The organism is Spiroplasma tabanidicola (assembly GCF_009730595.1).
Classification (GTDB): Bacteria; Bacillota_I; Bacilli_A; order Mycoplasmatales; family Mycoplasmataceae; genus Spiroplasma_A; species Spiroplasma_A tabanidicola.
This window is the reverse complement of sequence record NZ_CP046276.1, coordinates 1,075,833-1,099,907: the sequence shown is the minus strand read 5'-3', so window position 1 is coordinate 1,099,907 and position 24,075 is coordinate 1,075,833. Positions and strand designations below refer to the sequence as shown.

At 24.9% G+C, this 24,075-nt stretch carries 24 protein-coding genes; 20 read left to right on the top strand and 4 right to left on the bottom strand.

Annotated features, from left to right (window positions below; translation table 4 throughout):
- Positions 1 to 17: 17 nt before the first annotated feature.
- Positions 18 to 413: a DnaJ domain-containing protein gene (locus STABA_RS05905; RefSeq protein ID WP_211360453.1), complete on the top strand. Its 396-nt coding sequence runs from the start codon at positions 18 to 20 to the stop codon at positions 411 to 413.
- A 12-nt stretch (positions 414 to 425) separates the two neighbouring features.
- Here the strand turns inward: STABA_RS05905 and STABA_RS04860 are convergent, their stop codons facing one another.
- Positions 426 to 1,304, bottom strand: coding sequence for a lipoprotein (locus STABA_RS04860; protein WP_156007111.1), 879 nt, complete (start codon positions 1,302 to 1,304; stop codon positions 426 to 428).
- A 105-nt stretch (positions 1,305 to 1,409) separates the two neighbouring features.
- Between STABA_RS04860 and STABA_RS04855 the strand changes: the two genes are divergently transcribed.
- The 10 genes from STABA_RS04855 (at position 1,410) to STABA_RS04815 (ending at position 9,068) form a co-directional block, all read left to right on the top strand.
- Positions 1,410 to 1,853 carry a GNAT family N-acetyltransferase gene (locus STABA_RS04855; protein WP_156007108.1) on the top strand — a complete coding sequence of 148 codons (444 nt, stop codon included), beginning with the start codon at positions 1,410 to 1,412 and terminating at the stop codon, positions 1,851 to 1,853.
- Positions 1,854 to 1,932: 79 nt separating this feature from the next.
- Positions 1,933 to 2,133, top strand: coding sequence for a helix-turn-helix domain-containing protein (locus STABA_RS04850; RefSeq protein WP_156007105.1), 201 nt, complete (start codon positions 1,933 to 1,935; stop codon positions 2,131 to 2,133).
- Between the two features lie 23 nt (positions 2,134 to 2,156).
- Positions 2,157 to 2,327 (top strand): hypothetical protein, encoded by a 171-nt coding sequence (locus STABA_RS04845; protein WP_156007103.1) that lies wholly within the window; start codon positions 2,157 to 2,159, stop codon positions 2,325 to 2,327.
- A gap of 88 nt (positions 2,328 to 2,415) precedes the next feature.
- The gene (locus tag STABA_RS04840) at positions 2,416 to 2,553 is read left to right on the top strand and encodes a hypothetical protein (RefSeq protein WP_156007100.1); all 138 of its coding nucleotides are present in this window, start codon (positions 2,416 to 2,418) and stop codon (positions 2,551 to 2,553) included.
- 5 nt (positions 2,554 to 2,558) lie between these two features.
- Positions 2,559 to 2,747 carry a hypothetical protein gene (locus tag STABA_RS04835; RefSeq protein ID WP_156007097.1) on the top strand — a complete coding sequence of 63 codons (189 nt, stop codon included), beginning with the start codon at positions 2,559 to 2,561 and terminating at the stop codon, positions 2,745 to 2,747.
- 222 nt (positions 2,748 to 2,969) lie between these two features.
- On the top strand, positions 2,970 to 3,188 hold the full coding sequence (locus STABA_RS05855; protein WP_170264711.1) for a hypothetical protein: 219 nt from the start codon (positions 2,970 to 2,972) through the stop codon (positions 3,186 to 3,188).
- 58 nt (positions 3,189 to 3,246) lie between these two features.
- Positions 3,247 to 3,939: a hypothetical protein gene (locus STABA_RS04830; RefSeq protein WP_156007095.1), complete on the top strand. Its 693-nt coding sequence runs from the start codon at positions 3,247 to 3,249 to the stop codon at positions 3,937 to 3,939.
- A gap of 151 nt (positions 3,940 to 4,090) precedes the next feature.
- The gene (locus STABA_RS04825; RefSeq protein WP_170264710.1) at positions 4,091 to 5,515 is read left to right on the top strand and encodes a sucrose-6-phosphate hydrolase; all 1,425 of its coding nucleotides are present in this window, start codon (positions 4,091 to 4,093) and stop codon (positions 5,513 to 5,515) included.
- A 13-nt stretch (positions 5,516 to 5,528) separates the two neighbouring features.
- Complete coding sequence (locus STABA_RS04820; protein ID WP_156007090.1) at positions 5,529 to 8,129, top strand: PTS sugar transporter subunit IIABC; 2,601 nt, start codon at positions 5,529 to 5,531, stop codon at positions 8,127 to 8,129.
- Between the two features lie 99 nt (positions 8,130 to 8,228).
- A complete protein-coding gene (locus STABA_RS04815) occupies positions 8,229 to 9,068 on the top strand; it encodes an aldose epimerase family protein (protein ID WP_156007088.1) in 840 nt (279 codons plus the stop codon).
- A 93-nt stretch (positions 9,069 to 9,161) separates the two neighbouring features.
- On the opposite strand, the gene STABA_RS04810 is transcribed toward STABA_RS04815, so the two are convergent.
- Entirely contained in the window at positions 9,162 to 10,010 is an 849-nt protein-coding gene (locus tag STABA_RS04810) for a MurR/RpiR family transcriptional regulator (RefSeq protein WP_156007085.1), read from the bottom strand.
- An 88-nt stretch (positions 10,011 to 10,098) separates the two neighbouring features.
- Here STABA_RS04810 and STABA_RS04805 point away from each other — a divergent pair, with 88 nt between their 5' ends.
- From STABA_RS04805 to STABA_RS04780, 6 genes are read left to right on the top strand one after another with little or no spacing between them, the layout of a single operon-like run.
- Positions 10,099 to 10,827, top strand: a complete 729-nt coding sequence (locus STABA_RS04805; RefSeq protein WP_156007081.1) for a hypothetical protein — start codon at positions 10,099 to 10,101, stop codon at positions 10,825 to 10,827.
- Positions 10,827 to 12,779, top strand: a complete 1,953-nt coding sequence (locus tag STABA_RS04800) for a PTS fructose transporter subunit IIC (protein ID WP_156007078.1) — start codon at positions 10,827 to 10,829, stop codon at positions 12,777 to 12,779. The genes STABA_RS04805 and STABA_RS04800 overlap by 1 nt, the downstream gene beginning before the upstream one ends.
- Complete coding sequence (locus STABA_RS04795; protein ID WP_156007075.1) at positions 12,763 to 15,402, top strand: glycoside hydrolase family 38 N-terminal domain-containing protein; 2,640 nt, start codon at positions 12,763 to 12,765, stop codon at positions 15,400 to 15,402. Before STABA_RS04800 ends, STABA_RS04795 begins: the two co-directional genes overlap by 17 nt.
- The gene (locus STABA_RS04790; RefSeq protein ID WP_170264709.1) at positions 15,392 to 15,853 is read left to right on the top strand and encodes a PTS sugar transporter subunit IIA; all 462 of its coding nucleotides are present in this window, start codon (positions 15,392 to 15,394) and stop codon (positions 15,851 to 15,853) included. The genes STABA_RS04795 and STABA_RS04790 overlap by 11 nt, the downstream gene beginning before the upstream one ends.
- Positions 15,847 to 16,734 carry an ROK family protein gene (locus tag STABA_RS04785; RefSeq protein WP_156007070.1) on the top strand — a complete coding sequence of 296 codons (888 nt, stop codon included), beginning with the start codon at positions 15,847 to 15,849 and terminating at the stop codon, positions 16,732 to 16,734. Before STABA_RS04790 ends, STABA_RS04785 begins: the two co-directional genes overlap by 7 nt.
- On the top strand, positions 16,718 to 18,088 hold the full coding sequence (locus tag STABA_RS04780; protein ID WP_211360452.1) for a glycoside hydrolase family 1 protein: 1,371 nt from the start codon (positions 16,718 to 16,720) through the stop codon (positions 18,086 to 18,088). Before STABA_RS04785 ends, STABA_RS04780 begins: the two co-directional genes overlap by 17 nt.
- Before the next feature lie 25 nt (positions 18,089 to 18,113).
- On the opposite strand, the gene STABA_RS04775 is transcribed toward STABA_RS04780, so the two are convergent.
- Complete coding sequence (locus STABA_RS04775; RefSeq protein WP_170264708.1) at positions 18,114 to 18,827, bottom strand: DeoR/GlpR family DNA-binding transcription regulator; 714 nt, start codon at positions 18,825 to 18,827, stop codon at positions 18,114 to 18,116.
- A gap of 206 nt (positions 18,828 to 19,033) precedes the next feature.
- Here STABA_RS04775 and STABA_RS04770 point away from each other — a divergent pair, with 206 nt between their 5' ends.
- Genes STABA_RS04770 through STABA_RS04760 form a run of 3 tightly spaced genes read left to right on the top strand, consistent with a single transcriptional unit; the run spans position 19,034 to position 23,391 of the window.
- Positions 19,034 to 20,542: a sugar ABC transporter ATP-binding protein gene (locus STABA_RS04770; protein WP_156007065.1), complete on the top strand. Its 1,509-nt coding sequence runs from the start codon at positions 19,034 to 19,036 to the stop codon at positions 20,540 to 20,542.
- Between the two features lie 15 nt (positions 20,543 to 20,557).
- Positions 20,558 to 22,315, top strand: coding sequence for an ABC transporter permease (locus STABA_RS04765; protein WP_156007062.1), 1,758 nt, complete (start codon positions 20,558 to 20,560; stop codon positions 22,313 to 22,315).
- Positions 22,316 to 22,329: 14 nt separating this feature from the next.
- Positions 22,330 to 23,391, top strand: coding sequence for a sugar ABC transporter substrate-binding protein (locus STABA_RS04760; RefSeq protein WP_156007059.1), 1,062 nt, complete (start codon positions 22,330 to 22,332; stop codon positions 23,389 to 23,391).
- Positions 23,392 to 23,410: 19 nt separating this feature from the next.
- Here STABA_RS04760 and STABA_RS04755 read toward each other — a convergent pair whose 3' ends face one another.
- Positions 23,411 to 24,073, bottom strand: a complete 663-nt coding sequence (locus tag STABA_RS04755) for a copper homeostasis protein CutC (RefSeq protein ID WP_156007057.1) — start codon at positions 24,071 to 24,073, stop codon at positions 23,411 to 23,413.
- Positions 24,074 to 24,075: the final 2 nt, after the last annotated feature.

The following is a 24,075-nucleotide window of genomic DNA, read 5'->3' as shown; positions in this document are numbered from 1 at the left end:
AGAAAGAGTGATTGATAATGGATAAAGTTTTAGAGATAATATTTAGAATTCTTTACTATATTTTTATTGTTATGATAATTCAATCAATTTTTAGAACGGGAAGAAGATCTAATAATAGAGAAAGAGATGATCAAAGAAGTAATTTTAGCAACGATCAGCATCAACAATCTTCAAGCGATGATTATTATTCAAATGAACAACAGTTTAATCAGGAAGAAAAAAGTTTAATTCAAGCTTATAAAATAATGGGAGTTTCAACTAGTGCAACAGATGCGGATATTAAAAAGAAATACCGCGAACTTGCAAAAAAATACCACCCAGATGTAAATGGTTCAAAAGAAGCTCAAAAGAAAATGAGCGAAATCAATAATGCATATGATTTAATAACTGAAAAAAGAAAAATTAAACATTAAAAAAGTGGAAACTTAAATTCCACTTTTTTGTTTATATGTATAGTTAACTTGAACATTACCAACTATTTTAGATGAAGCTGGACTTGAATTTATTGCTGCATTTGAATTATATTTCGTAATAGTAAAGTCACTATTTAAAATTAAACTTTCTAATCTAATTTCCTCTTCTTTTATTTGTGTTATATTTACTTCTTTAACTTTATTTCAAATTTCTTCTTCGCTAGGTATTAGTTCTTTACCTTCAATTTGACCAAGATTAGTTATTTTTATTAAACTGTTAAGTTGTGTTTTGGCATTGTTTCTATAAGTTAATTCAATAGTTCCTTCTAAATTTTGACCGCTAGCTTTTATAGTAGCCTCAGTTTTTGATGCGTTTTGTATTTCAAAATCACTTTTTGAAAGAGTTTGTTGAGAATAAATTTCACTATTAGCATTTTCAATTGCATTCAATAACTCATCTTTTGTAGGTGTATCATTAGCCATTTTTATACGGCCAAGATCCTTAATTTTTATTAGACCTTCTAAAGTGTTTTTTTCAACTTTTAAGTTAACTTCTTTTACTAAATCACCATATGATAATTTAATAATAGCTTTTTCTGTTACTTTTTTACCCATATAACTTACAACAAATTTACTAATATCACCTTTGTTTTTTTCAACTTTAATACTTGTTAAATAACTATTTCCTTGTAATTCTTCTACACTCAAACTGTCATATTCACTTGGATTTATTATTTCTACATTAAATGATTGTTTTTCTCCATATTTTACATTATTTGGCGTAATTGAATTTGAGAATTCAGACTTTGCTTTTTTTGAACAAGCAACAACAATACTTGAAGAAGTTGCTATAAGTCCGATTGAACCTAATAAACTTATTAATTGTTTCATTTTTTCTATCTCCCTTAGGTTGTATTTTTATTATTATATAATTTGTAATATACTTTGTAAAATAATGTAAGTATTATATAATTTTAGTAGATTGGGGATAATTATATGGAAGGTATAGATTTTGGAAAAGTCTTTGGTATTGGCAGTAAATTATCTTATGATGCTTTATTAATTAGAAAAAGTGTATTTGTAAATGAACAAAATGTACCAATAGAAGAAGAATTAGATGATTATGATATGGAATCATATCATTTTGTAGGATATTTAATTTCGCAACCAATTTGTTGTGCGAGATTATATATGAAAGATAACAAGTGATACTTAGGAAGAGTAGCTGTTATCAAAGATTATCGTGGCAAGAATGTTGGAGAAAAATTGGTAAAACATATTGTGAGTTTTGCAAAAAATGAACTTGAAACAAGTGAAATTCACATTAGTTCCCAAGTTAATGCTATATATTTTTATAAAAAATTTAATTTTGTTGAATATGGTGATAAATATGTTGATGCGGGTATTGAACATATTAGTATGAAACTAAATTTGGAATAAAAAACATCTCTTAAATAAAAGGACACCCCAAACTACATAAAAATTATGTATATAATTTTTGTAGAGGGGTGATTTTTTTATGGCAAAAACAAAGCTATTTAGTTCTGAAGAAAAAAAGAAAATAATAGATGAATTTGCAACTACAGATATAAGCGCAAGAAAGTTAGCATTAAAATACAACTTTAAACAAACTTCAACTATTTATGTTTGACAAAATCGGTATAAACAAAAAGGAATCGCAGGGCTGATTGATGCACAGAGAGGGGAAAACCAAAAATAAGTCATGAAGTTGAGTTCGAAACAATGAAACAAGAGTTGAAACATTTTAGAAGAGAGATGCAATATAAAGAAAAAGTAAATAAAAAACTAACAAGTAAAGCAGAAGTTATGGAAAAGTATGCAGCATCTCTAGTCAAGGAATGAAAAAACAAAAATAAATATTGAATTTATAAATTAGCAAAAAGGTACGAGTAAAAAAATATATCATTTTCTGACTAATTAAGTTTTAAATATTGATTCTAAAGCTTATAAAAAATGATTAGAAAATGGTTTAAAAGAATATATGACCAAAAGAGAAACAAGTTATGTCTTATTTATAAACAAAGCTTTTTATAATGAAGATTCAAAACATGGAACTCATTGAAAATGAGGGCATAAAAAAATTACAGTAAAATTTGTTTTAGGTTGAAAATGGTGTTAAATTCTATGAAAACACAAAATCTAGTTCTTAAAAATTGTGAAAAAAGTAGAAAATCAAAATCTTATATTAAAAAAAGTAAAGATCTAATAAATACTGCTCCTAATTTACTAAAAAATCAAGAAACAAATAAAATGGAATTTAATGCAAATAAACCGCTAGAAATAATCTGATTAGATATTTCGGAGTTTAAATAAAAAACAAAAAAATTTACTTATTTGCTTATATAGATATATATTCTAGGTACCTTTAATAACATATTTTGCAAATAATCTAACAAACTAAGAACTTATTAATAGTATGCAACTTTTAGTTGCTAAATATGATGTAAAAAATAGCATTACCATACGGATAGAGAATCACAATTTAGGAGTTTAATTATAAAAGAATTTTGTATCAATTACAATATTATTCAAAGCATGACAGATAGATATGCTTCATGACAAAACTCGATAGTAGAAACATTTTTTAAAAGCATAAAACAAAATTATTATGTACGTTATAAGTTTGAAGATAATGGAACTTTTATAAATTGAATTAAAGATTGTATATGAAATTTTTCTAATAATAGAATAATAAACAAATTAAAAAATACTTCCAAAGAAATTTTTGAGAGTAATTTGTTAAAATATATGTAGTTCGGGGTGACCCTTTACTTTATATTTTGTTTTATTGCAATTTAAAAAGTATTGAATAATGTTTATTGATCCTTTTTTTATAATATCTCTTTCATTTTTAGCAACAATTTTTGGAACAGAGGAAAAAAGTGATGTTAATTTTGAAATATATAGTAATATTTCATCTTATGTCTTGCCATTTTTATTTATATTTTTAATGATTCGTGCATATTACTTATTTTTTAAAAATGTTAAAACAAAAAAATATCAAATATTTTTAACAACAAGAATGACTAAATTGAACTTATTTTTATCAAATTTATTAACTCTTGTAATTGTAGAAATATTTTATTTTTTAATTGAGTTGATTGTTACATTAGTTTCTTTAAATGTAAGTAACGAAGCAAATCCTGTAGAACTAGGCAAATTTATTTTAGAGATTTTGATATTATGAACTATAGCGTTTTCAGTAGCTATGCTTGGAGTAATTTATATGCTCTTATTAGGAAAAACACTCAACTATCATATTTTTTGATACTTCTTGTTAATAATTGTATATTGTATATCCAATAAAATAATTAGTATAAAATTAGCAGAAATAAATAAAAATGTAGCAGATTGATTTTTATATTTTTCTCCTTTCACTATTGTTAAAGGAGAAGATATTTACTCATTATCTATTAAATTACTTATTCCAATAACAGCTTCACTATTTTTATTATTTGTATCAATTTATGTTGCAAAATACATAAATAAAAAGGTTACTTACTAAATAATAATATTATAAAAAATAACTCATAACTATGAGTTATTTTTTTGTTAAAATGCAACTTATAATTTTTTTGTATCATTAATTGTATAAATCTAGCAATTTTTGATAATAAATAATTACTAAAATTTAATTAATGAAAAAGGAAAGTAAAATGGCAGAGCAAATAAACAGATATAAAAAAATTACTGAATATAGTAATGATGAGATTGATAAAGTTAATGAAATTGTTAAATATAGTTTATATTATCCTTATTTCCATATATCACCATTCAATGGATTAATGAATGATCCAAATGGTTTGTTTTATAAGGATGGATATTTTTATATTCATTATCAAAATCATCCTATGAGAGCTATTCATGGATTGAAGTATTGATATTTAGTAAAGACAAAAGATTTTGTTCACTATATTGATTGTGGTTATTCAAATTCACCAGAACTAAAAGAAGAAAATCATGGTTGTTTTTCTGGATCAGCATATTTAGAAAATAACCAAATTAAAATAATTTATACAGGTAATGAAAAAGACGAAAATGCAATTAGAACACAACATCAAATCGTTGGGGACTTAATTGATAATAAAATTGTCAATAAAAAAGTAGTTGTAAAACATGATAACAAAATTAGCACAGAACACATTAGAGATCCAAAAATAATCTATGCAAATGACAAACAATATATGATCGTAGGAGCACAAACTCTTGAAAAAAAGGGAACTATTGCAGTATTTGAAAAAGTAAAAGACAATTGAGTTTTTAAATCTTACATTAAATTAAAACAACTTAAAGATCCTGGATACATGTGAGAATGTCCAAATATAGAAAAAGTTGATGGCATGTATGTTGTTATGTTTTCAATTCAAGGAGTTAATAATACTGATAAGTATAATTTACAAAATTCTAGCAATGTTATAAGTATTGTATGTAGTGATATAGATTTTGAAAATGGTGATTTAATTGATGAACAACCTTTTGAAATGTTCGATCACGGACAAGATTTGTATGCAACTCAAACATTTTGATATGAAGAAAAATTACTTGCAATATCATGAGTTGGAACTCTTGACGTAGAGTATCCAAGTGATAAAGATTATTGAACAGGATCATTGAGTATTCCAGTTGAACTAAATATTAAAAATAATAAGTTAGAAAAAAAACCTTTTAATTTTTTTGAAAAAAACATTTTAGAAAATGATTTAAAATCCGAAAAAACTAAATTAATAAAAAGTTTAAACCTACCAGCAAGAATAAGTTTAAGTACGAATGAAAATGTTATTAAAATAAAAAATGAAAAAAATGAGTATATTTGTTTAGAAATAAAAAAAGACGAAGTTATATTTGATAGATCAAAACAATCTTTAAAAATAAAATCTAATTTTGGAGATTTTCGTTATATAAAAAATAATAACAAACTAAAACAAGTGGATATTTGGATTGATAATTCTATAATAGAAGTCTTTGTAGATAATCAATTATTAACAAGCAAATTTTTTGTAATAGGAGATTTAAATTTAGAGTTACAAAAAGAGGTTGAGTTAAAAACTAATAAAATAAAAAAAATAAGTTATACAAAATAAGAAAGGAATTTTTATGGAGATAAAAGTATATGCACCTCAAGATTGTACTTTAAAAGATTTGGACAAAAGTGTAGACCAAGCTTTTGCTAGTAAATCAATGGGTGATGGATTTCTACTTGTTCTAGAACAAAAAGAATTCTATTGTCCGTTTGAAAAAGCTAAAGTAAATTTGGTATGAGAAACTAAACACGCTTACATTTTAGAAAACCAAAAACTTAATTTACTAATCCATTGTGGTATTGATTCTGTAAATTTAAAAGGTAAACCTTTTAAAACAGATTTAAAAACAAATGATATTGTAAAAAAAGAAAATAAATTATTTGAAGTAAACTTAGAAAAGTTTAAAAAAAATAATATCCCTAATGAATGTCCATTTATTTTTTCAAGCGATGAAAATAAAATTGAAAAAATAAATTATAAAGAAGGCAAATATAAAAAAGGTGATTTAATTTGTACTATTGAATTAGTTCAAAAAGATAAACCTGAAATTATCCAAGTAAGTAGTACAGAAAAATTAGCATTAGTTAAATCTGAATCTAAATACAATGCAGTTGCTAGAAAAATATTAGAAAATGTTGGAAGTTTTATCAACTTTAAACAAGTATATAACTGTATGACAAGAGTTAGATTTAGAATTATTAACAAATGTTTGGTTAATGAAAATAAAATTAAAGAAACCAAAATGGTTAAAGGAATTAACTGAATTGGTGATGAACTACAAATTATAGTTGGAGCAGAAAGTGCTAATATAAAAGAAGAAATTTTAAGAATTAAAGAAGAAGATAGTAAAAAAGAAGTTCAAGTGCAAGCTCAAAAAACAACAGTTGGACAAAAAATTATGGGAGGACTTTCTGGAATAATTGGTCCTAACATTAGAGTGCTTGTTGCATCAGGGATACTTGCATTAATTTATTCATTGCTAGTACAATTTAAATTAGCAAAAGATCTTGGTGATGGAACTAATATGCAAGATGCAGATGTTTTATCAGTTGTATTATATGCAATGACTAAAGTAGGGATATTACTTGTAGGATTATTTTTCTGTATAACTTCTACAAAATATTTTGGAGGAAATTATTTATTAGGAGTATTTGTTGGATTGATTCTTGTTTCAAGATTCTTTATGGCAAAAAATGGAATTACTAATCCTGATGATTATTCTGTAGGAAAATTTGTTGAAAATAGTCAATATGGAAGTAAAGGATGATTCTTATTTTCAATTGGTGATTATCCAGTTGTTGTTAAATCATACGAAGGTAGTGTTTTACCGTTTGTATTTGCAGGATTTTTAGCAGCAAAACTGGAAAAATTATTTAAAAAATTCTTAACACCTTCATTAGAAATGGTGTTTGGTAGTGGACTTGTTGTTATTACAACAATCTTACCAGTATTATTTGTGTTTGGTCCAGCTCTATCTTTACTAGAACTTGGTGTTACAAAAGTAATTTCAGGGGTTGAAAAAATACCATATGGATTTGGTCCAGCTATTCTAGCACTTGTATGGCAACCTTTAGTTATTACAGGATTACATGTTCCAATTAACGTCGCTATTGGTATACCTGTTTTGAAAGGTGAACCAACATTATTATATCCAGCAAACACTTTAGCTATGTTTGCACAAATTGGTATGGGTATTGGTATTGCAATCTTTACAAAAAACAAAAACTTACGAAGGGTATCGATTGCTGCTATTCCAAGTGGAATCTTTGGAATAACTGAGCCAGTTATTTATGGGGTTAACTTACCTAAAATTAAACCTTTCTTATGAGCATGTGTTGCAGCATTCTTAGTAACAATGTTATCAACTAACTTAGATTTAAAACAAGATATACCAGTTGGGGGACCAGGAATATTCTATCCATTTACTAACTTTACAAAAGTAAAAGATCAAATCTTATACTTTGGAATGGTTTGTCTTGTAATGGGTGTTGCTATTCTATTTGCATTCTTATTCTATAAAGAACGTTTTGATGAAACAAAATACTCAACAAATATCTTTAGAAAAGTCAGCAGATTATTAAAACTAAAATATAATGATTTAAGTGAAGAAAATTTAAAAAAAGTTAATGAATTAAAATTAATGTTTAAAGAAAATAAAAAAACTTTTAAAGAGTATGAAAAATACATTCAAAAAGTTGTTAACTTAAATACTAAAATTAGCAATATTGAAGATTCAGAAGCAAATAAAAAAAATAAAATGTATTTAAAAATACAAAAAATATATAACAATCCAAATGTTAATATTGAAAAAGTCAATAACTTAATTGTTAAATATGAAGAATATAATTTAGAAAATCAAAAAAATTTATTTAAAGATAAATTAATAAATGTTGAAAATGACTATAAAGAATTAGCTAATAGAGTTAAATCAATTAAAGATACAACTTTAACAAAATGTAATGAATATATTGATTGAGTTTATAAAAATACAGATAAAAAAGAATTTAATGAATATAAAAATGGATTTTGAAATGCAATTAATTCAGTTGAAATTGGTTATGGTTTAGAAGAATTAATGGTATTACCAAATAGAGCTGTAATTAATAAAGAAGTATTAGTTAGAGACTCATTTAAAACAAAAGTATCTAATATGTTTGCTAAAAAAGGTAAATAAGTAAGACTTAAAAAGTATAAAACTTTTTAAGTTTTTTAATTTTAATTAAATTATATTTTTCTTGTAAAATTAACATGTATTTAAAGAGGAGTGAAAGTAATGTACCAATTAAAAAATGATGTTCTAAACGTTGGTTTTAAAGTTGCAAACCAAGGTTTAGAAATAGTTAGTATTAAACATAAAGGAGAAGAAGTTTTGTATCAACAAGATGGGAGTTGAAATAAAACTTGACCAATTTTATTTCCAATTTGTGGTAATGTATCAGGGCCATTTGTTCATGATGAAAAAGAATTTCATACACCAAGACATGGGTTTTTTGCACAAATGAAAGATTGAGATATTAAATTAGAAGGTGAAACTAAAGCGGTCTGTATGTTTAGAGCGCATAATCAATTTAAAAGTATTTATCCATTTGATTTCGATTTAGTTATCAATATTATTATTGAAAGAAATATGTTGACATATACTTTTGAAGTTATAAATGTAGGAAAAGAAATGATGTCTTACTCATTTGGACATCACCCAGCATTTAAAGTTGATAAAAATTCAAAAGTTGTTTTTGAAAGCGAGCAAGCATATGTAACAAAGTTCGGCAAAGGTGGAACATATATTCCAAATCAAGAAAAAATGTATGCAAAAGAAGTTGTTATTTCTGAAGTTGATTATAGTGATTCTAAATCTTTATTATTTGATGAATTTAAACTGGATTCAATATTGTATGAATATAAAAATAAAAAAATTAAAATGAGTTTCGATAAAGAGCCATACTTTGTTTTATGAAAAGCTACAAATGATGTGGATTTTATTTGTATAGAACCATATTGAGGATTACCAGATCTTGAAAAAAGAATTGGTAATAGATTTAGAGATAAGTTGGCTATGCGTCAAATTGATCCTGGTAATAAAGAAGTAATTAATTTATCAATTCAAATAAATTAATAACTATACTCTATTTATATAAAAACATATTTTTTTTCAAATTAGTATACATACTTTGTGAATATAAAGTATGTTTTTTTATAAAACATCACTTTATAAATCAACAGCTTCCTTGTAATCAACTCAGCCTATAGTTTCTTTAACAAATTTTTTATTTTTTAATAAAAATTCTTTATTGTCAAGATAAATACTAGACTTTAAGTAATTATTAAACATTAAAAAAGTATTTAAAGGTCCTATATAAATATTCATATTAAAAAAATCTTGATATTTCATTGGATTATTAACATAAAATACAATTTCGAACAGTTCTTCATCAATATTTCTATTGCTTGTTACAAGTATTATTTTAATATTTTCAATTTTTTTTAATTCTTTAATTATTGTTAAATATTTTTTATTAACCAATCTAACTGAATAAATTATAATTACAGATTTTTGATTTACAAAATGCTTAATATCAATATTTTTATCATAGTTTAGAAATATAGTATTAGGATTTAAAAACTCAAAGAAACTTAATATATCTTTTATTGCTAATTTAGAATGCCCAAAACCTATTCCGTAAATATAATTAGAATTTTTCAGTATTTTTTTTATTAAAACTATTTTATTTTCTTGTATCTCTATATTTTTAATTTGCTCTATTTGTTGTTCAAAATTAATAAATAATGAATTTTGAAATTTTTCTTTAATATTTAAGTCAAACATCTTATTAGTGAAACTCTTTTTTGTGTATATAATACCGTTTAATTCAGAAATGTAATTTTTTAAGCCTTTAATATTTAGTTTTTTAAAAAAATTATATATAAAACTCATTCCGCATCCATATATCGAAGCTATTTCTTTAAGCGTTTTACAATAAAATAAATTATATTTTTCAATGCTGAAATTGTAAAAATCTATCTGTTTTTCATTTAATGTTTGAATATTTAGTGCCATAATGCCTCCTATAAGAATAATATTCCATTTTTTTTAATTTACAACTTAAAAAAATAATAAATTATAAAATAAATTTGGAGGTGAAAGGATGAGAAAAATTTTAAGTATTGTTTCTAGCATTAGTTTGATAAGTATCAGTAGCATTTCTATTATTGGGTGCGATTGAAAAACACCCCCATTATCCGCTAAACAGTTAGAACATATTTTTAAAACTACTCAGGACGATGTTTATAATTCTTATGATAATGATATTCCTTTAATTGACAAATCAATTAATTATAAAATGCCTTGAGAGTATCAAAAAGATGATCAAAATATAGAAGCTGCTAAAAAATGAAGTGATAATATTATTGGTCTATTAAGTAATGCATTAGTCGAAAAAGATAAAGGTTACTTAAATAAAGGATTGAATATTGTAAATGGTGCTGAAAATGATAATTATTTAGAAGATAGTTTGGAAATAACAAAGGAAAAACTTAACTTGTTAAAAAATGATTATTTTACAGTGAGATTAAATGATATAAAATCTGTATCAAAAAATCAGTGGCTATCTGAAACTTATTCAGAAAGTGTTAAAACTGCAATAAAAATAAATAATGAAAATAAAGAAATAAATGATAAAAATAAACCTAATGATCCTGCTTTTAAAGAAGAAAAATTATATAGTACATTAGATATATCAAAATTATGAAAAATAGGGGAAGAAAATTTTGTTTCTAATAAATATCAAATAAGATTTTTATTCAGTTTTAGTCCCAATGTAAAGCACGATATCGACCCTATAGTGTTTTATATAGATATGGAGGTGAGTGTTTAATGGGAGGTTCAAAAAATACAAAAAATATTGTAGCTATAACTGCTTGTGCAGCAGGAATAGCTCACACTTATATGGCTGCAGACAGTTTGAAAAATAAAGCAAGTGAACTTGGATATAATATTCATGTTGAAACACAAGGCACTATTGGTAAAGAAAATGAAATACCATTAGAAAAAATATCTGAAGCTGATATTGTAATTATTGCATCTGATGTGAAAATTGATATGACTAGATTTAATGGTAAAAAAGTTTACTCTGTAAATATTAAATATGCTATTAAAGATCCTCAAAAGCTTATCGAAGATGCATTTGTTTATGGAGAAGTACAAGGCGGAAAAGGAACAAAAAAAGGTTTTGTAACATTAGGTAAAACAAAAAAACAAGGTATATTAAGTCACTTGATGACAGGAATAAGCTGAATGTTACCCTTAACAATAGCTTCTGGGTTATTAATGGCTATAGCCAATTTATGTGCTTTTCAAACAGAGTATGTTGATAGTCTAGGTGATTATGGAGAAAATTGAGTATTAGGAAAAAGGGTTTTACCTAACTTTCTAATGAGCATCGGTGGATTAGGATTTAAATTAATGATACCTATTTTTGCAGGTTTTGTTGCATATTCTATTTCTGATAGACCTGGATTAGCACCTGCTTTAATAGCTGGTTGAATTATAAATGATAACAATATGTTAGGTGTATCAGTTAAAGTTTCTGAACAATCTGTAATAGAACCTGGAGCAGGTTTTATTGGAGCAATTGTTGTTGGATTATTAACTGGATATTTAGTAAAATTTTTAAAAAGTATACATTGACCTAAATTTTTAAGTCCTATTGTTCCAATAATGATTATTCCTATTATTGCTACTGCAATTATGGCTTGTTTAGTAAAATTTTTAATAGGACCACCTATTGCACATTTAGTTTTAAGTATGTTTGATGGTTTAAGCTCTCTTGAAGAGAAATTTGCTGCAACTGGAATTGTCATAGCTTTTGTTATATCAATAATGATTGCGTTCGATTTAGGTGGACCATTCAATAAAACAGCTTTAGTATTTGGGACTGTAGTTTTCTACCAAACACTTGCAGATGCAATGTCTCAAGGTTTAGGATATTGAGATGCCAACTTCGTTCCTGGTACAGCGTCACAGGCTGCAATATCTGTGCCACCATTAGGAATGTGACTATCTACAAAGATTTTTAAAATTAAATATACTAAAAATGAGCGAATAATGGGTAATGCTGCTTTCGGTACAGGAATTGTTGGAATTACAGAAGGGGCTATACCATTTGCAGCTGCAGATCCATTTAGAATAATTTTAGCAAATATTACAGGAAGTGTAGTAGCTGGTGTTGGTGTAGTATTATGAAACAATAAATTTGCAGCAGGATTAGGTTCACCTATCGGAGCATTTTTAGGATACATAAAAGGACCTCTATGACCCTTGTCATGAATTTTACCTATTGTTCTAGGAATTATAGTTACTGCTTTAATAGCGGGATTACTAAAACGAAAAATAACTGATGAGGAATATGAATTATATTTAGAAGACAAAAGAAAAGCCAGAGAAAGAAGAATAATAAGAAGAATTAACTTTAAACTATTTTTTAAAAAACCAAAATTAATTTTTAGCAAAATAAACAAAAGTCAAAAAAATTATTGAAAAACATTTTGAAAAAATTGATGTGAATATTGAAAAGTTATATTTTTATCAATTGCTGACTTTTTTGTAAGAATATGAAACTCATTTATAAGTGTATTATTAATAATTAAAAAATTATTTTCTAAAAAAACAGCTGAAGAAAAAGCAAATAAAATTGAAATTAAAGAAAATAGAAGAATTATGTTACAAAAAAATAAAGAGGCTGCTAAAAAAGAAAAAGAAGACTTTAAAAATAATTATTATCTAACAATGGAAAAATTAGAAAAAGAAATTAATGAAGCAAAAAAATAATTGATATATTCACTTAGTACCTCATACACATTGAGATAAAGAGTGATATTTCACTAAGCAGGATAGTGATATCTTGCTTTTTGATAACATAAACAAGTTATTAGAAATGTTAGATAATAATGAAATTAATAATTTTACTTATGACGGACAAGTCTCTGTTATTGATGATTATTTAAAATACGATAAAACAAATATAGATAAAATTAAAAAGTATATAAAAGAAAAAAAAGTAATTATAGGACCATGATATACACAACCTGACCTTTTTAACATCACTTCTGAATCAATAATAAGAAATTTGCTGTATGGAATAAATTTTTGTAAAAAATTTGAAGCAAATCACTTAAATATTGCATATGTGCCTGACTCTTTCGGCCATAACAATCAAATGCCACAAATATATAATCTTTTTGGCTTGAATAATTTTTTATATTGAAGAGGTATTTCTAAGGGTATTTTAGATAAGCAAGGTGTATTGAGTTTTTGAAAAGGAATAAATGGTGATAAGATACTTTCTTATAATATGCAATATGGTTATTGACCATTTGGAGCAAACTTTCCATACAATAGTATAAATGAATCAAACATAGATGAAAGTGCTAAGAGGTTTTTAAATAACACTAAAGAAATGTTAGAATCAATAAAAGAAAAATCTAAAAAGTGCACAAATCACATTTTAGTACCATTAGGTGGTGATCAAGCACCAATTATAAGACATTTAAAAGGTTTTACAGAAAAACTTAATGAATTTTCAGAAGATAATTGAATACTTAGTGATTATGAAAAGTTTTTTGATGATTTAAAAAATAATATTAGTAAGGTTGATGCATTTGATGAAGAATTAAGGTACCCATTTCTTTCTAGAATACACAGGACTATAGGTTCTCAAAGACAAGATATAAAATCTAAAATGAAAAGTTTGGAAACTGAGCTTTATTATAATTTAGAACCGCTGATGACTTTTTATTACCTAAGCACAGGTATTTATAATAAACAGTTTTTAGATGACATTATAAAAAATTTATTAGTATCGCAAGCCCATGATAGTATTGGAGGTTGCAATAGCGATAGAACAAATAGTGATGTAAAAAATAGAATTGATAGATGTTTTGATTTAGTTGAATCTTTAAAAACTAAAGTTTTAAAAAATATAGCTAGTAAAATAAATATAAAAGAAGAAGAATTTATTATATTTAACCCTGAATTAACAGAAGAAATAACAAATAAACAAATTAAAATATTTTCTAAATATAAAGATATAGATATTTTAGATGAAGAAAATAAAGTTATAAATTTTAGTATTTTAAAAAGTGAATACCACAATAGCGGAATGATAGTCAAACCTTCTGCTAATGGAGAAAAAGTGGAAAAAGCAAATGGTTTCTATGAACATAATATTTTTTTGCAAAATGTTAAGTTGAAAGAGTTTTCTTATAAAAAGTTTTCTCTTATAGAAAAAACTAAAAAAAATAAAGAATCGTTGTTAAATGAAAACTTTGATATTAAAATAGAACATGAAAAAATTATTATTAAAAGTAAAAGTAATAAAAAAATAATAGAAGTTTTTCTAGAGGCAGAAAGAGATTTAGGGGATTCTTATGATTTTTCACCTGAAGCAGATAAAACCATTTTAATTAATAATTTTTTAAGATCAAGATTTAGTAAAAAAAATATCGATAATTTACAAATTTATAAAGTTGACTTATATTATTTAGTGCCTAATTCAGAAACCAGTGAAGCAGAAACTGAGCAAAAAGTTAGCATCATTTTAAAAGTTTTTGAAAGTAATAAGCTTCATCTTTCGTTGAATATGGTAAACAAAGCAAAAGATATAAGATGAAGATTATCACTTAGAAGTAAAGACAAAAGTAGTTATACAATTAACGATCAATGCTATAGTGTTATCAATCGAGAACATAATAAATATTTTGATAATTGAAAAAAAGATGGTTGAAAAGAAGCACCAGTTAATATTGAACCTTTTGAAAGTTTTTGCGGATCAGAGAACGGAGTTTTTGTTTATACAAAGGACTTAAATGAATATGAGTTAAAAAATGACACAGATTTAGTTTTAACTTTATTTAGATCCGTTTCTTCTTTGGGTAGAAACAATTTACTGTGAAGACCTGGAAGATCAAGCGGAACATCAGAATTTAATATAGAAACAATTGATTCTAGACTAATAAATTATTTTTTAAATGTAAACTTACTAATTAATTTTAATTTAAATGACAATCACTCAATAAAATCTAAAACTTATATTAAAGATTGCTTATATTATCAAAAACAAAATTTTAATAATTTATATAAAAAATTCGATAGATTTCTAACAAATGAAGTTATATTTAATACAAAAAAAATTAAAACTATAAAAGTTAATAATTCTTCTTTTGTAATTAAAACAATAAAAAAAGAAGAAAATGGAGATAATATAATAGTTAGAGGTTTTAATCCAACGGATAAAGAAATTGATTTAATGATTGCTTGTGAAAATAAAAATATAATTTTTGATTTAGTTAATTTAAAAGAAGAAGTAATTTTAAAAAAATTATCATCTATAAAAATTAAAAAAAATCAAATTGTATCGATAAAAATAAATGGAGATGTTATATATGATAAATAAAGAAATATTTAATGAAGATTCTATTGTAATAGACGAAAACTTAAATAATAAAGAAGAAGTTTTTGCTTTTATTTCAAATTATTTTGTGAATAATAAATATGCTGACAATTATAAAGAAATTTATCAAGGTTTTTTTATAAGAGAAAAGGAAGGGTCAACGGCATTTACTGATGGTATTGGAATACCTCACTCAAAAACAGCAACTATAAAAAGACCAGGTATTTTTATTTTAAAAAATAATATAGGTATAGAATGAGACTCATTAGATGATAAACCAACTTTCTTTTTTATAGCTCTTGCAATACCTGAAAAAGATGCTGAAGTTGATCATTTAAAAATGTTAAGTAGTATAGCAAGAAAACTTGTTGATGAAACATTTAAAAAAAACTTAATTAATTCAAAAAATAAAGAAGAAGTTTTTGAGTTGATTTCAAAGGTTGAAATATGTTAAGAAACTTATGTTTTGATGTTGGAGGCATGTCTACAAAAGTAGCACTTTTTGAAAATTGTGAAATAATTAAAAGAGATAAAATTGAGTATGGTAAATTAATTAATTCTATGGAACTTTTGGAAAAAATTATTTTTTACATTGAAAATTTTATTGATTTAAAAAGTTTGAATAATATTTCTATTGCCTCTCCAGGTGTTGTTGATGTTAATTCAGGTTGAATTACCGGTCTTTCAGCAATTGCTGATAATGATAAAATTAATATGAAAAAAGAATTGCAAAAAAAGTTTAATAAAAAAGTATTTATAGAAAATGATGCAAAATGTGCTGCGCTTGCAGAAATAAATGTTGGAAATGGGAAAAAATATCAAAATTTGTTTTTATTTGTTATTGGAACAGGCATAGGTGGCGCTGTTATCATTAACAAAAAAATTTATAAAGGTTCAAAATTGGCTGCTGGGGAGTTTGGTTGTGTACTAGAAAAACTAGATAAAAATGAATTTCATAACGGCTCACATTATGGAGGAATGTATAATTTAGAATATAAATATAAAAATATTTCGGGAAAAGCAAAATCAGGAAAAGAAATTTATAATTTATATGCAAAAGATGAACTTTGTAAAAACTTAATTAATGAACAAATTTTTCAAATTGCAAAGCTTATTATAAATACAAATTTTGTTTTAGATGCTGATGCTGTTCTTGTTGGAGGAGCAATTAGTGCAAATGATCTATTTATAGATTTATTAAATAAAAAATTAACAGAGTTATATTTTCTATCTGGAATGCAAAAAAATATAGTTTTAGATCGTTGTAAATTTACAAATGATGCAAATATAATTGGAGCAAACCAATTGGAGGTAGCAATTGATAAAGTTTCCTAAAGAATTTATTTTTGGTGTATCACTTTCAGGACCTCAAACCGAAGGGTGAGATGGTAAAAATAAATATAGTGTAATGGATTATTGATATAAACAAAATAAAAATGATTTTTTTAATTGTGTTGGACCGGATGTAACTAGTAATTTTTATTATGACTACAAAGAAAAATTAAAATGAATTGATGAAATTGGTTTGGAAATTTATCGTACATCAATTCAATGAACAAGATTATTAGATGATTTTGAAACTTTAACAATAAATGAAGATGGATATAATTTTTATTTAAATTATTTTAAAGAGATAAAAAAAAGAAATATTATATTAGTTGTTAACTTACATCACTTTGATACACCTCAAGAGATTTTAGAGCAAGGTGGATGAGAAAACAAAAAAACTATAGAACTTTTTTTAGGTTTTGCAAAAAAATGTTTTGAACTGTTTGGAGATATTGTTGATGAATGAACAACTTTTAATGAGCCTTTAGCAGATGTTGATGCTAAGTATTTATATGCTTGACACTATCCAAAAATTTCTGATTTTAAAAGATCAATCCAAGTTTTTATAAATATGATTATTGCACATGCAAAAGTAGTTGTCTATTTTAAAGAACATTTTAAAAATAAAAAAATTTCAATAATTTTAAATGTTACTCCAGCTTATCCTAGATCAAATAGTAAAGAAGATTTAAAAGCTGCTGAATTTAAAAACATGCTAATAACAAATTCTCAACTTGATTTAGTTTTAAAGGGTATAGTAAGTAAAGACTTAATTATTTTTTTACAAAAAAATAACTTAATGCCTGATGTTAAAGATGAAGAATTTGCTTTTATTAAAAAAGCAAAAATCGATTATTTATCTTTAAACTATTATCAACCATCAAGGGTCAAAGCAAAAGAAAGTGTTAAAGAAGATGATGAACTAATGCCAGAAAGTTTTTATGATGTTTATGATTGACCAGAAAAAAGAATTAATCCGTATAGAGGATGAGAAATATATCCTGAAGGTATTTATGATATTGCAATGCTAATTAAAAATAAATACGATAATTTTCCTTGAATAATAAGCGAAAATGGTATGGGTGTAGAAGATGAACTTAGATTTGAAAAAGAAAATATGATAATGGATGATTATCGTATTGAGTTTATAGAAGAACATTTAAGTTATTTAAAAAAAGCTATTGATGAAGGTGCTAACTGTTTTGGATATTCATTATGAACTTTTATTGATTGTTGAAGCTGAGCTAATGCGTATAAAAATAGGTACGGAATAGTTGAATATGATTTAAATAGTAAAAAAACAAAAATAAAAAAATCGGGATTGTATTTTAAAAACTTAATAGATGTAAAAAAAGCATAAAACTATATATTGTTTTTATGCTTTTTTAGTTTTTATCTGTTATTACACTATCAAAATCTTCAAATTTGCAAAGTTTAATATTGCCTATTGAATTATATTTAGAGCTATCTACTAATAAAAATTTTTTATTTGCATTTTTCATTATTACTTTTAAAAACTCATATTCATCAATATCTGTTATGTATACATTATTGTTTTCATCAATACTTTGAGCAGTAATAAAAATTTTATCAAATCTTAAATCTTGTATTTGAATAATTGAAGTTAATGATGATATTCTATCCTTTGAACTAAGTAGTTTTCCACCAACCATTATAATTTGTTTAAATTTTTTATTTATTGATGACTTAGATAAGATCTTAATTCCATTTGTAACCAATAGATCTACATTCTTATTTATATGAGATGTTAAAACCTCACATGTTGTACCCGGACCTATAAAAATAGAGTCTCCATCTTCAATAACATTTACTGCTTTAATAGCCATATTTTTTTTTATTTCATAATTATTTACTTCATTTATATCGAAATTATTTAAATGATCAATATTTGTATTAATAACCTCAACAAAACCATAATAAAGCCTTATTAAATTATTTTTCTCTAAAAAATGCAAATCCCTTCTAAAGGTCATTTCATTGATTTTGTTGTTTTTTGCAAATTTAAGTAATGTTTTAGAACTATGTTTTTCTTTAGTTTTTAAAAAATCTCAAATTAAATTTATTCTTTCTTTTCTCATATATATAACATAATATAACAAAAATATATATAAAATTATCATATTTATGTTAATTTTATATCTTTTTTCCATTATTTTAATAATTAATAAAAAATTTTCTATTTTTAATGTGATATTTTGTTATTTTACAATGAAATTAAAAAAGTGCAAAATATTTAGGAAGGGAGGTTGTGTGAATTAATTAGTTTAACTAATTAACATAAAAAATGGAAAATATATTTAATGAAAAAATTAAATTGACACCCTTACTTGTATTAAAAGATATAAAAAAAACATTTGGAAATACTACCGCTTTAAAAGGAGTGTTCTTAAGAGCATTCGAAGGAAAAGCAATGGGAGTTCTAGGAGAAAATGGTGCAGGTAAATCAACACTTATGAATATATTAAGCGGAGTCATTCAAAGAACATCAGGAGATCTTTATTGAAAAGGTATTCATAAAAATAGTTTTAGAAATGTTAAAGAAGCTGAGCATTTAGGTATATCAATTATTCACCAAGAAATAGCTTGTTTTAATGATATGAATGTTCTTGACAACATTTATGCTGGACATGAAGTTGGAAGATTTGGGTTTGTTAATTACAAAAAAGAAAAAAAAATGATAAAAGAAGTTTTTAAACTTTTAAAACTAGAAGTAGATTTAAATGAAATAATGTCTAACTTAACCATTGCAGAACAACAAATGGTAGAAATTGCAAAATCAATTTTAAGAAAAAGTAAGTTAATAATCTTTGATGAACCAACATCATCTTTAAGTAAAAAAGAAGCTGAATCTTTATTTGAAATAATAAGCAAGCTTAAAAGTGAAGGTATAGCAATTTGTTATATATCACATAAACTAGAAGAAATACCTATTGTATGTGATTTTATAACAGTAATCAGAGATGGAGAATATATTGGTGAGTATACAGTTAATGAGTTAACTGAAGATGAATTGATTAGTAAAATGGTAGGTAGAGAAGTTGTAGAAAAATATCCACAAAAAGATAATCCTTCTTATAATCAAGTTATTTTAAAAGTTGAAGATTTAACAAATGATTTTGTAAAAAATATAAACTTCGATTTATATAAAGATGAAATTCTTGGATTCTCAGGATTAGTGGGAGCTCAAAGAACTGAGTTGTTTAAATCTCTTGTTGGCTTTTTCCCAAAAATAGCAGGAAGAGTTTTATTAAATGGCGAAGAAATAAGTTTAAATAGTGTAGGATCTTCTATTAAAAAAGGTATCTATTATGTCACTGAAGATCGAAAAAATGATGGTTTATTCTTAGATGAGACTATTAGAAAAAATATTTCTATTTCTTGTTTAAATTCTATTTCTAATTTAGGTTTTGTTAACTTAAATAAAGAAAAAAAATTAAGTAATCATTTTATAGGAATAATGTCAGTTAAAACATCAAGTGGAGAAAATACTGTTGGAAGTATGAGTGGTGGTAACCAACAAAAAGTACTTTTAGCAAAAGCTTTTGCAGCAGAACCTAAGGTTATAATATTTGATGAACCTACAAGAGGTGTTGATGTTGGAAGTAGAAGAGAAATTTATGACTTAATTTATGAAGCTAAAAGAAATGGAATTGGTGTAATAGTAATTTCAAGCGACTTACCAGAAGTTTTAGGTTTATGCAATAGAGTTGTAGTAATGAAAAATGGAAGAATCACTAATAAATTAAAAGGTGAACAACTATCTCCAGAAGAGATAATTAAATATGCAATATAGAAAGTATGAAAAAGTATGAAACAATTAGTGAATAAAAACAGTAAAGAGTTTATAACTAATTACTTAGATATCAAAACTGATGCAGAATTACAATCAGTTCAAAAATATTTCAGAAAAAAAACAGAAAAAAAATATGATTTTGTGTTTTTGTTATCTTCATATAGAGATAGTTGCATTTCAAATTTAAAAAACAAAATTAAAAGGTTGGAAGAGCGAAAACAAAGCTATCTTGAGGAAGCTGAATTTAAATTTAAAAATCTAAATATTACTAAATCTGAGTATGAAGTTCAAAAAGCTACAATAGAGTCAGGTGAGTATAAAGGTGTAAAAAACCAAATAGAGAAACTTAACCAAAAAATTGATAAAAAAAATAATAAATGAAATAAATTAATTGAAAAGAAAAAAATTAGCAATAAAAGTAAAATTGCTAAACTTAGCGTTAAAGAATCTACACAATTAGAAAAAATAAACATTAAAAAAGATTCTATAGTTGCTGAAATAAATGTAAAACAAAACATTATAATTGAAAATGACAAAAAAGAGTTAGAAAACAAAAATAAAAAAATAGAAAATTTAGCTGTTTTTAAGAAGCTAGAACAATTAGATAATGATCTAAATAATAAAAAAATTGGACCAGTTGAATATGAACAGCTAAAACAAGAATATAGTGAGAAAGTTGATTTACATGTCGAGAGATACAATCAACTACAAGAAACACAATTTTCAAAAAAATATGGAATGAAAATTCAACAAAAATTTCTTTTAAGTTTTTCAAATCAAAAGAAATTTTGTAACAAATCATTAAGTGCTATAAACTCAATAAAATTAATTTTTATAATTATGGCATTTGCAATTATTGTAGGAATAATTGAACCTGGTTTTTTTAAAGGGGATAACTGAAAAAACATTTTATATTTAAATGCTGACATAGGGTGTATGGCAATAGGAGTAACAATAATAATACTTACAGGAGGAATAGATTTATCTATTGGTTCAACAATGGCATTTGCAACAGCATTAGCTGCAAGGCTTATTTTGGGTGGTGTTAATGTTGGTATTACAATTGCAGCAGTTATATTATTTTGTGGAATTTCAGGATTAATTTCAGGACTATTTGTAAGTATTTTAAAATTCCCATCATTTATTATAACTTTAGTACTGATGATGGTATGACGTGGAGCTACTCAATTCTTATTAGGAAATACTTCAAAAGCTTTTGAAAGTCAATTTTTAACAAACTTAATTCAAAAAGATTTTTTAGGACTAAGTTTAGTTGTTTGAATTATGTTTGCATTAGCAATAATAGCCTTTATAATTTTAAGATTTACAATATATGGCAGACACCTATATGCAGTTGGAGGAAATTATAAAAGTGCACAGTTATCAGGTATAAAAGTAAAAACAATATTAGCATCAGCTTATGTATTTGGTGGATTATGCATTGGTATTGGTTCATTTATATATGTAGCAAGAATACAAACTGCTAGTCCATCAGCAGGAAATGCTTGAGAGCTAGATGCAATCGCATGTGTTGTTCTTGGAGGAACTTTATTAACAGGTGGTAAAGGTGGAATATTTTTAACATTTTTAGGATGATTATCATTAAGTATTTTAAAAAATGCTTTAAACTTAATAGGTTTATCAAGTGATATCCAATCAATTCTTAAAGGTTTAATTATAATGATAGCTGTTTTGTCAAACACTGAATATAAAATAACAAGAAAAATGCAGTTGTGATTTACAAAAGTATTTAATAATTTAAAAACATTATAAAAGGAGAATAGAGTATGAAAAAATTATTATCATTTATAGCAGGAGCTAGTATATTAGTATCATCAGGGTCATCAATTGTGGCTTGTAATAAAGGTGATTCATTAGGATTATTAATATCAAATTTTAACAATGACTATTTTAAAAATATGATGGCTGCAGGAAAAGATTATGCAAAAGAAAAAGGTTATACACTAAATACATATGACTCAAAAGCAGACATAAGTGGCGCAACAGATCAAACTAATGTTAAAGATTCAATGACAAAAGGAGATAAAGCAATAATAATTAACCCAGCAAACGTTAAAAATAATAATGCTATTAAACCTGCTTTAGAAAAAGACATTCCAATAATCAACATCGACACTGAATATGATTCTTCTGTTGGAGAAAGAGGAGCTGCTGGATTTGTTTCTGAACAAACAAAAGCAAGTTCTTTAATGTTTAAAAAAATTTATAATAAAATTTATGGAGAAGATCCAAGTGATTCAAATAAAGGTAAAAAAGTTAAAGTTTATGCAATGTGATCAAATCAAGATAATGATGCAGAACAAAAAAGATTCAAAGGTTTTGTACTAGAAAATCAAGAATGAATACAAATTATTAATAAACCTGGATCAGATTATAAACAAGGTAGTGTTGCAACAGGAAACGAAAATACAGGAGATGCAGCAGGAAATGTTTTAACAAATGAATGAAGTGGTTCAGATTCTGCTAAAAATGCTCATGTAATTTGAGCGGGAAATGATCCAATGGCTTTAGGTATGAAAAAAGCTATTGATTTAAATACAGATATGAAAAAATGATTTAGTTCAACAGTAGATGATAAACCAGCTGGATTTATTGTTGGATTTGATGGGTCAGATGATGTTGCAAAAGAAGTTGACTCATGATCTGAAACAGAAAGAAATCATATTTATCTAACTGTAAAACAAGAATACTCAAAAATAGTACAAGCAGCAATCGATAAAGCTATTGAATTAATTAAAGCAGAAGGTGCTGCTGCAAAAACTTTTGATAAATCAACTGAAGTTGAAGCATCAGTATTATATCCAAAAAACGAAGCTCCAAAAGCTTAGTAAACAAAATAAAAACTTCTTAAAAAGAAGCTTTTATTTTGTTTACTAATTTTGTATTAATTTTATAAATTCACTGGCCTTCATGTCTAGCTAACCTTCCGATGTGTATATTATTTGACAACTTAGAAAGATATGAGATATTGTTTAAATTCACGCCTCCTCCTATTAATATAATTGTTTTTTTGTTTAATTTAATAAGTTCTTTTATCACATCAATTCCTTGGTCAATATTGCGCCCGCCTGCTGTTAGAACTGTATCTATTTTTAATCTATCTAATAAAATGTAGTTAAATTTTAAATCTTCTAATTCATCAAAAGCTTTATGAAAAGTTATTTTTAAATTTCCTTTTTTCTTTAATACTTTTTTTAAAAGTTTAGTATTAATTTTATTTCTTTTATTTAATGCTCCAAAAACAATTCCATTTGCCTTTGTTGTTTTTATAAATCTTATATCATTAAAAATTTGTTTTCTTTCTTGTTTTGTATAAACAAAGCCTCTTGATGTTGGTCTTACAATTACATTAATTGGTAACTTAGATATCTCAGCGGCTTGTTTTATTATTTCATAATCTGGAGTTAATCCACCAACTTCTAAATCCTTACATAATTCAATTCTATCTGCTTTGGTTTTATTTATATCTATCACATCCTTGATATTTTTTGCTATTACTTCTAAAAACATAG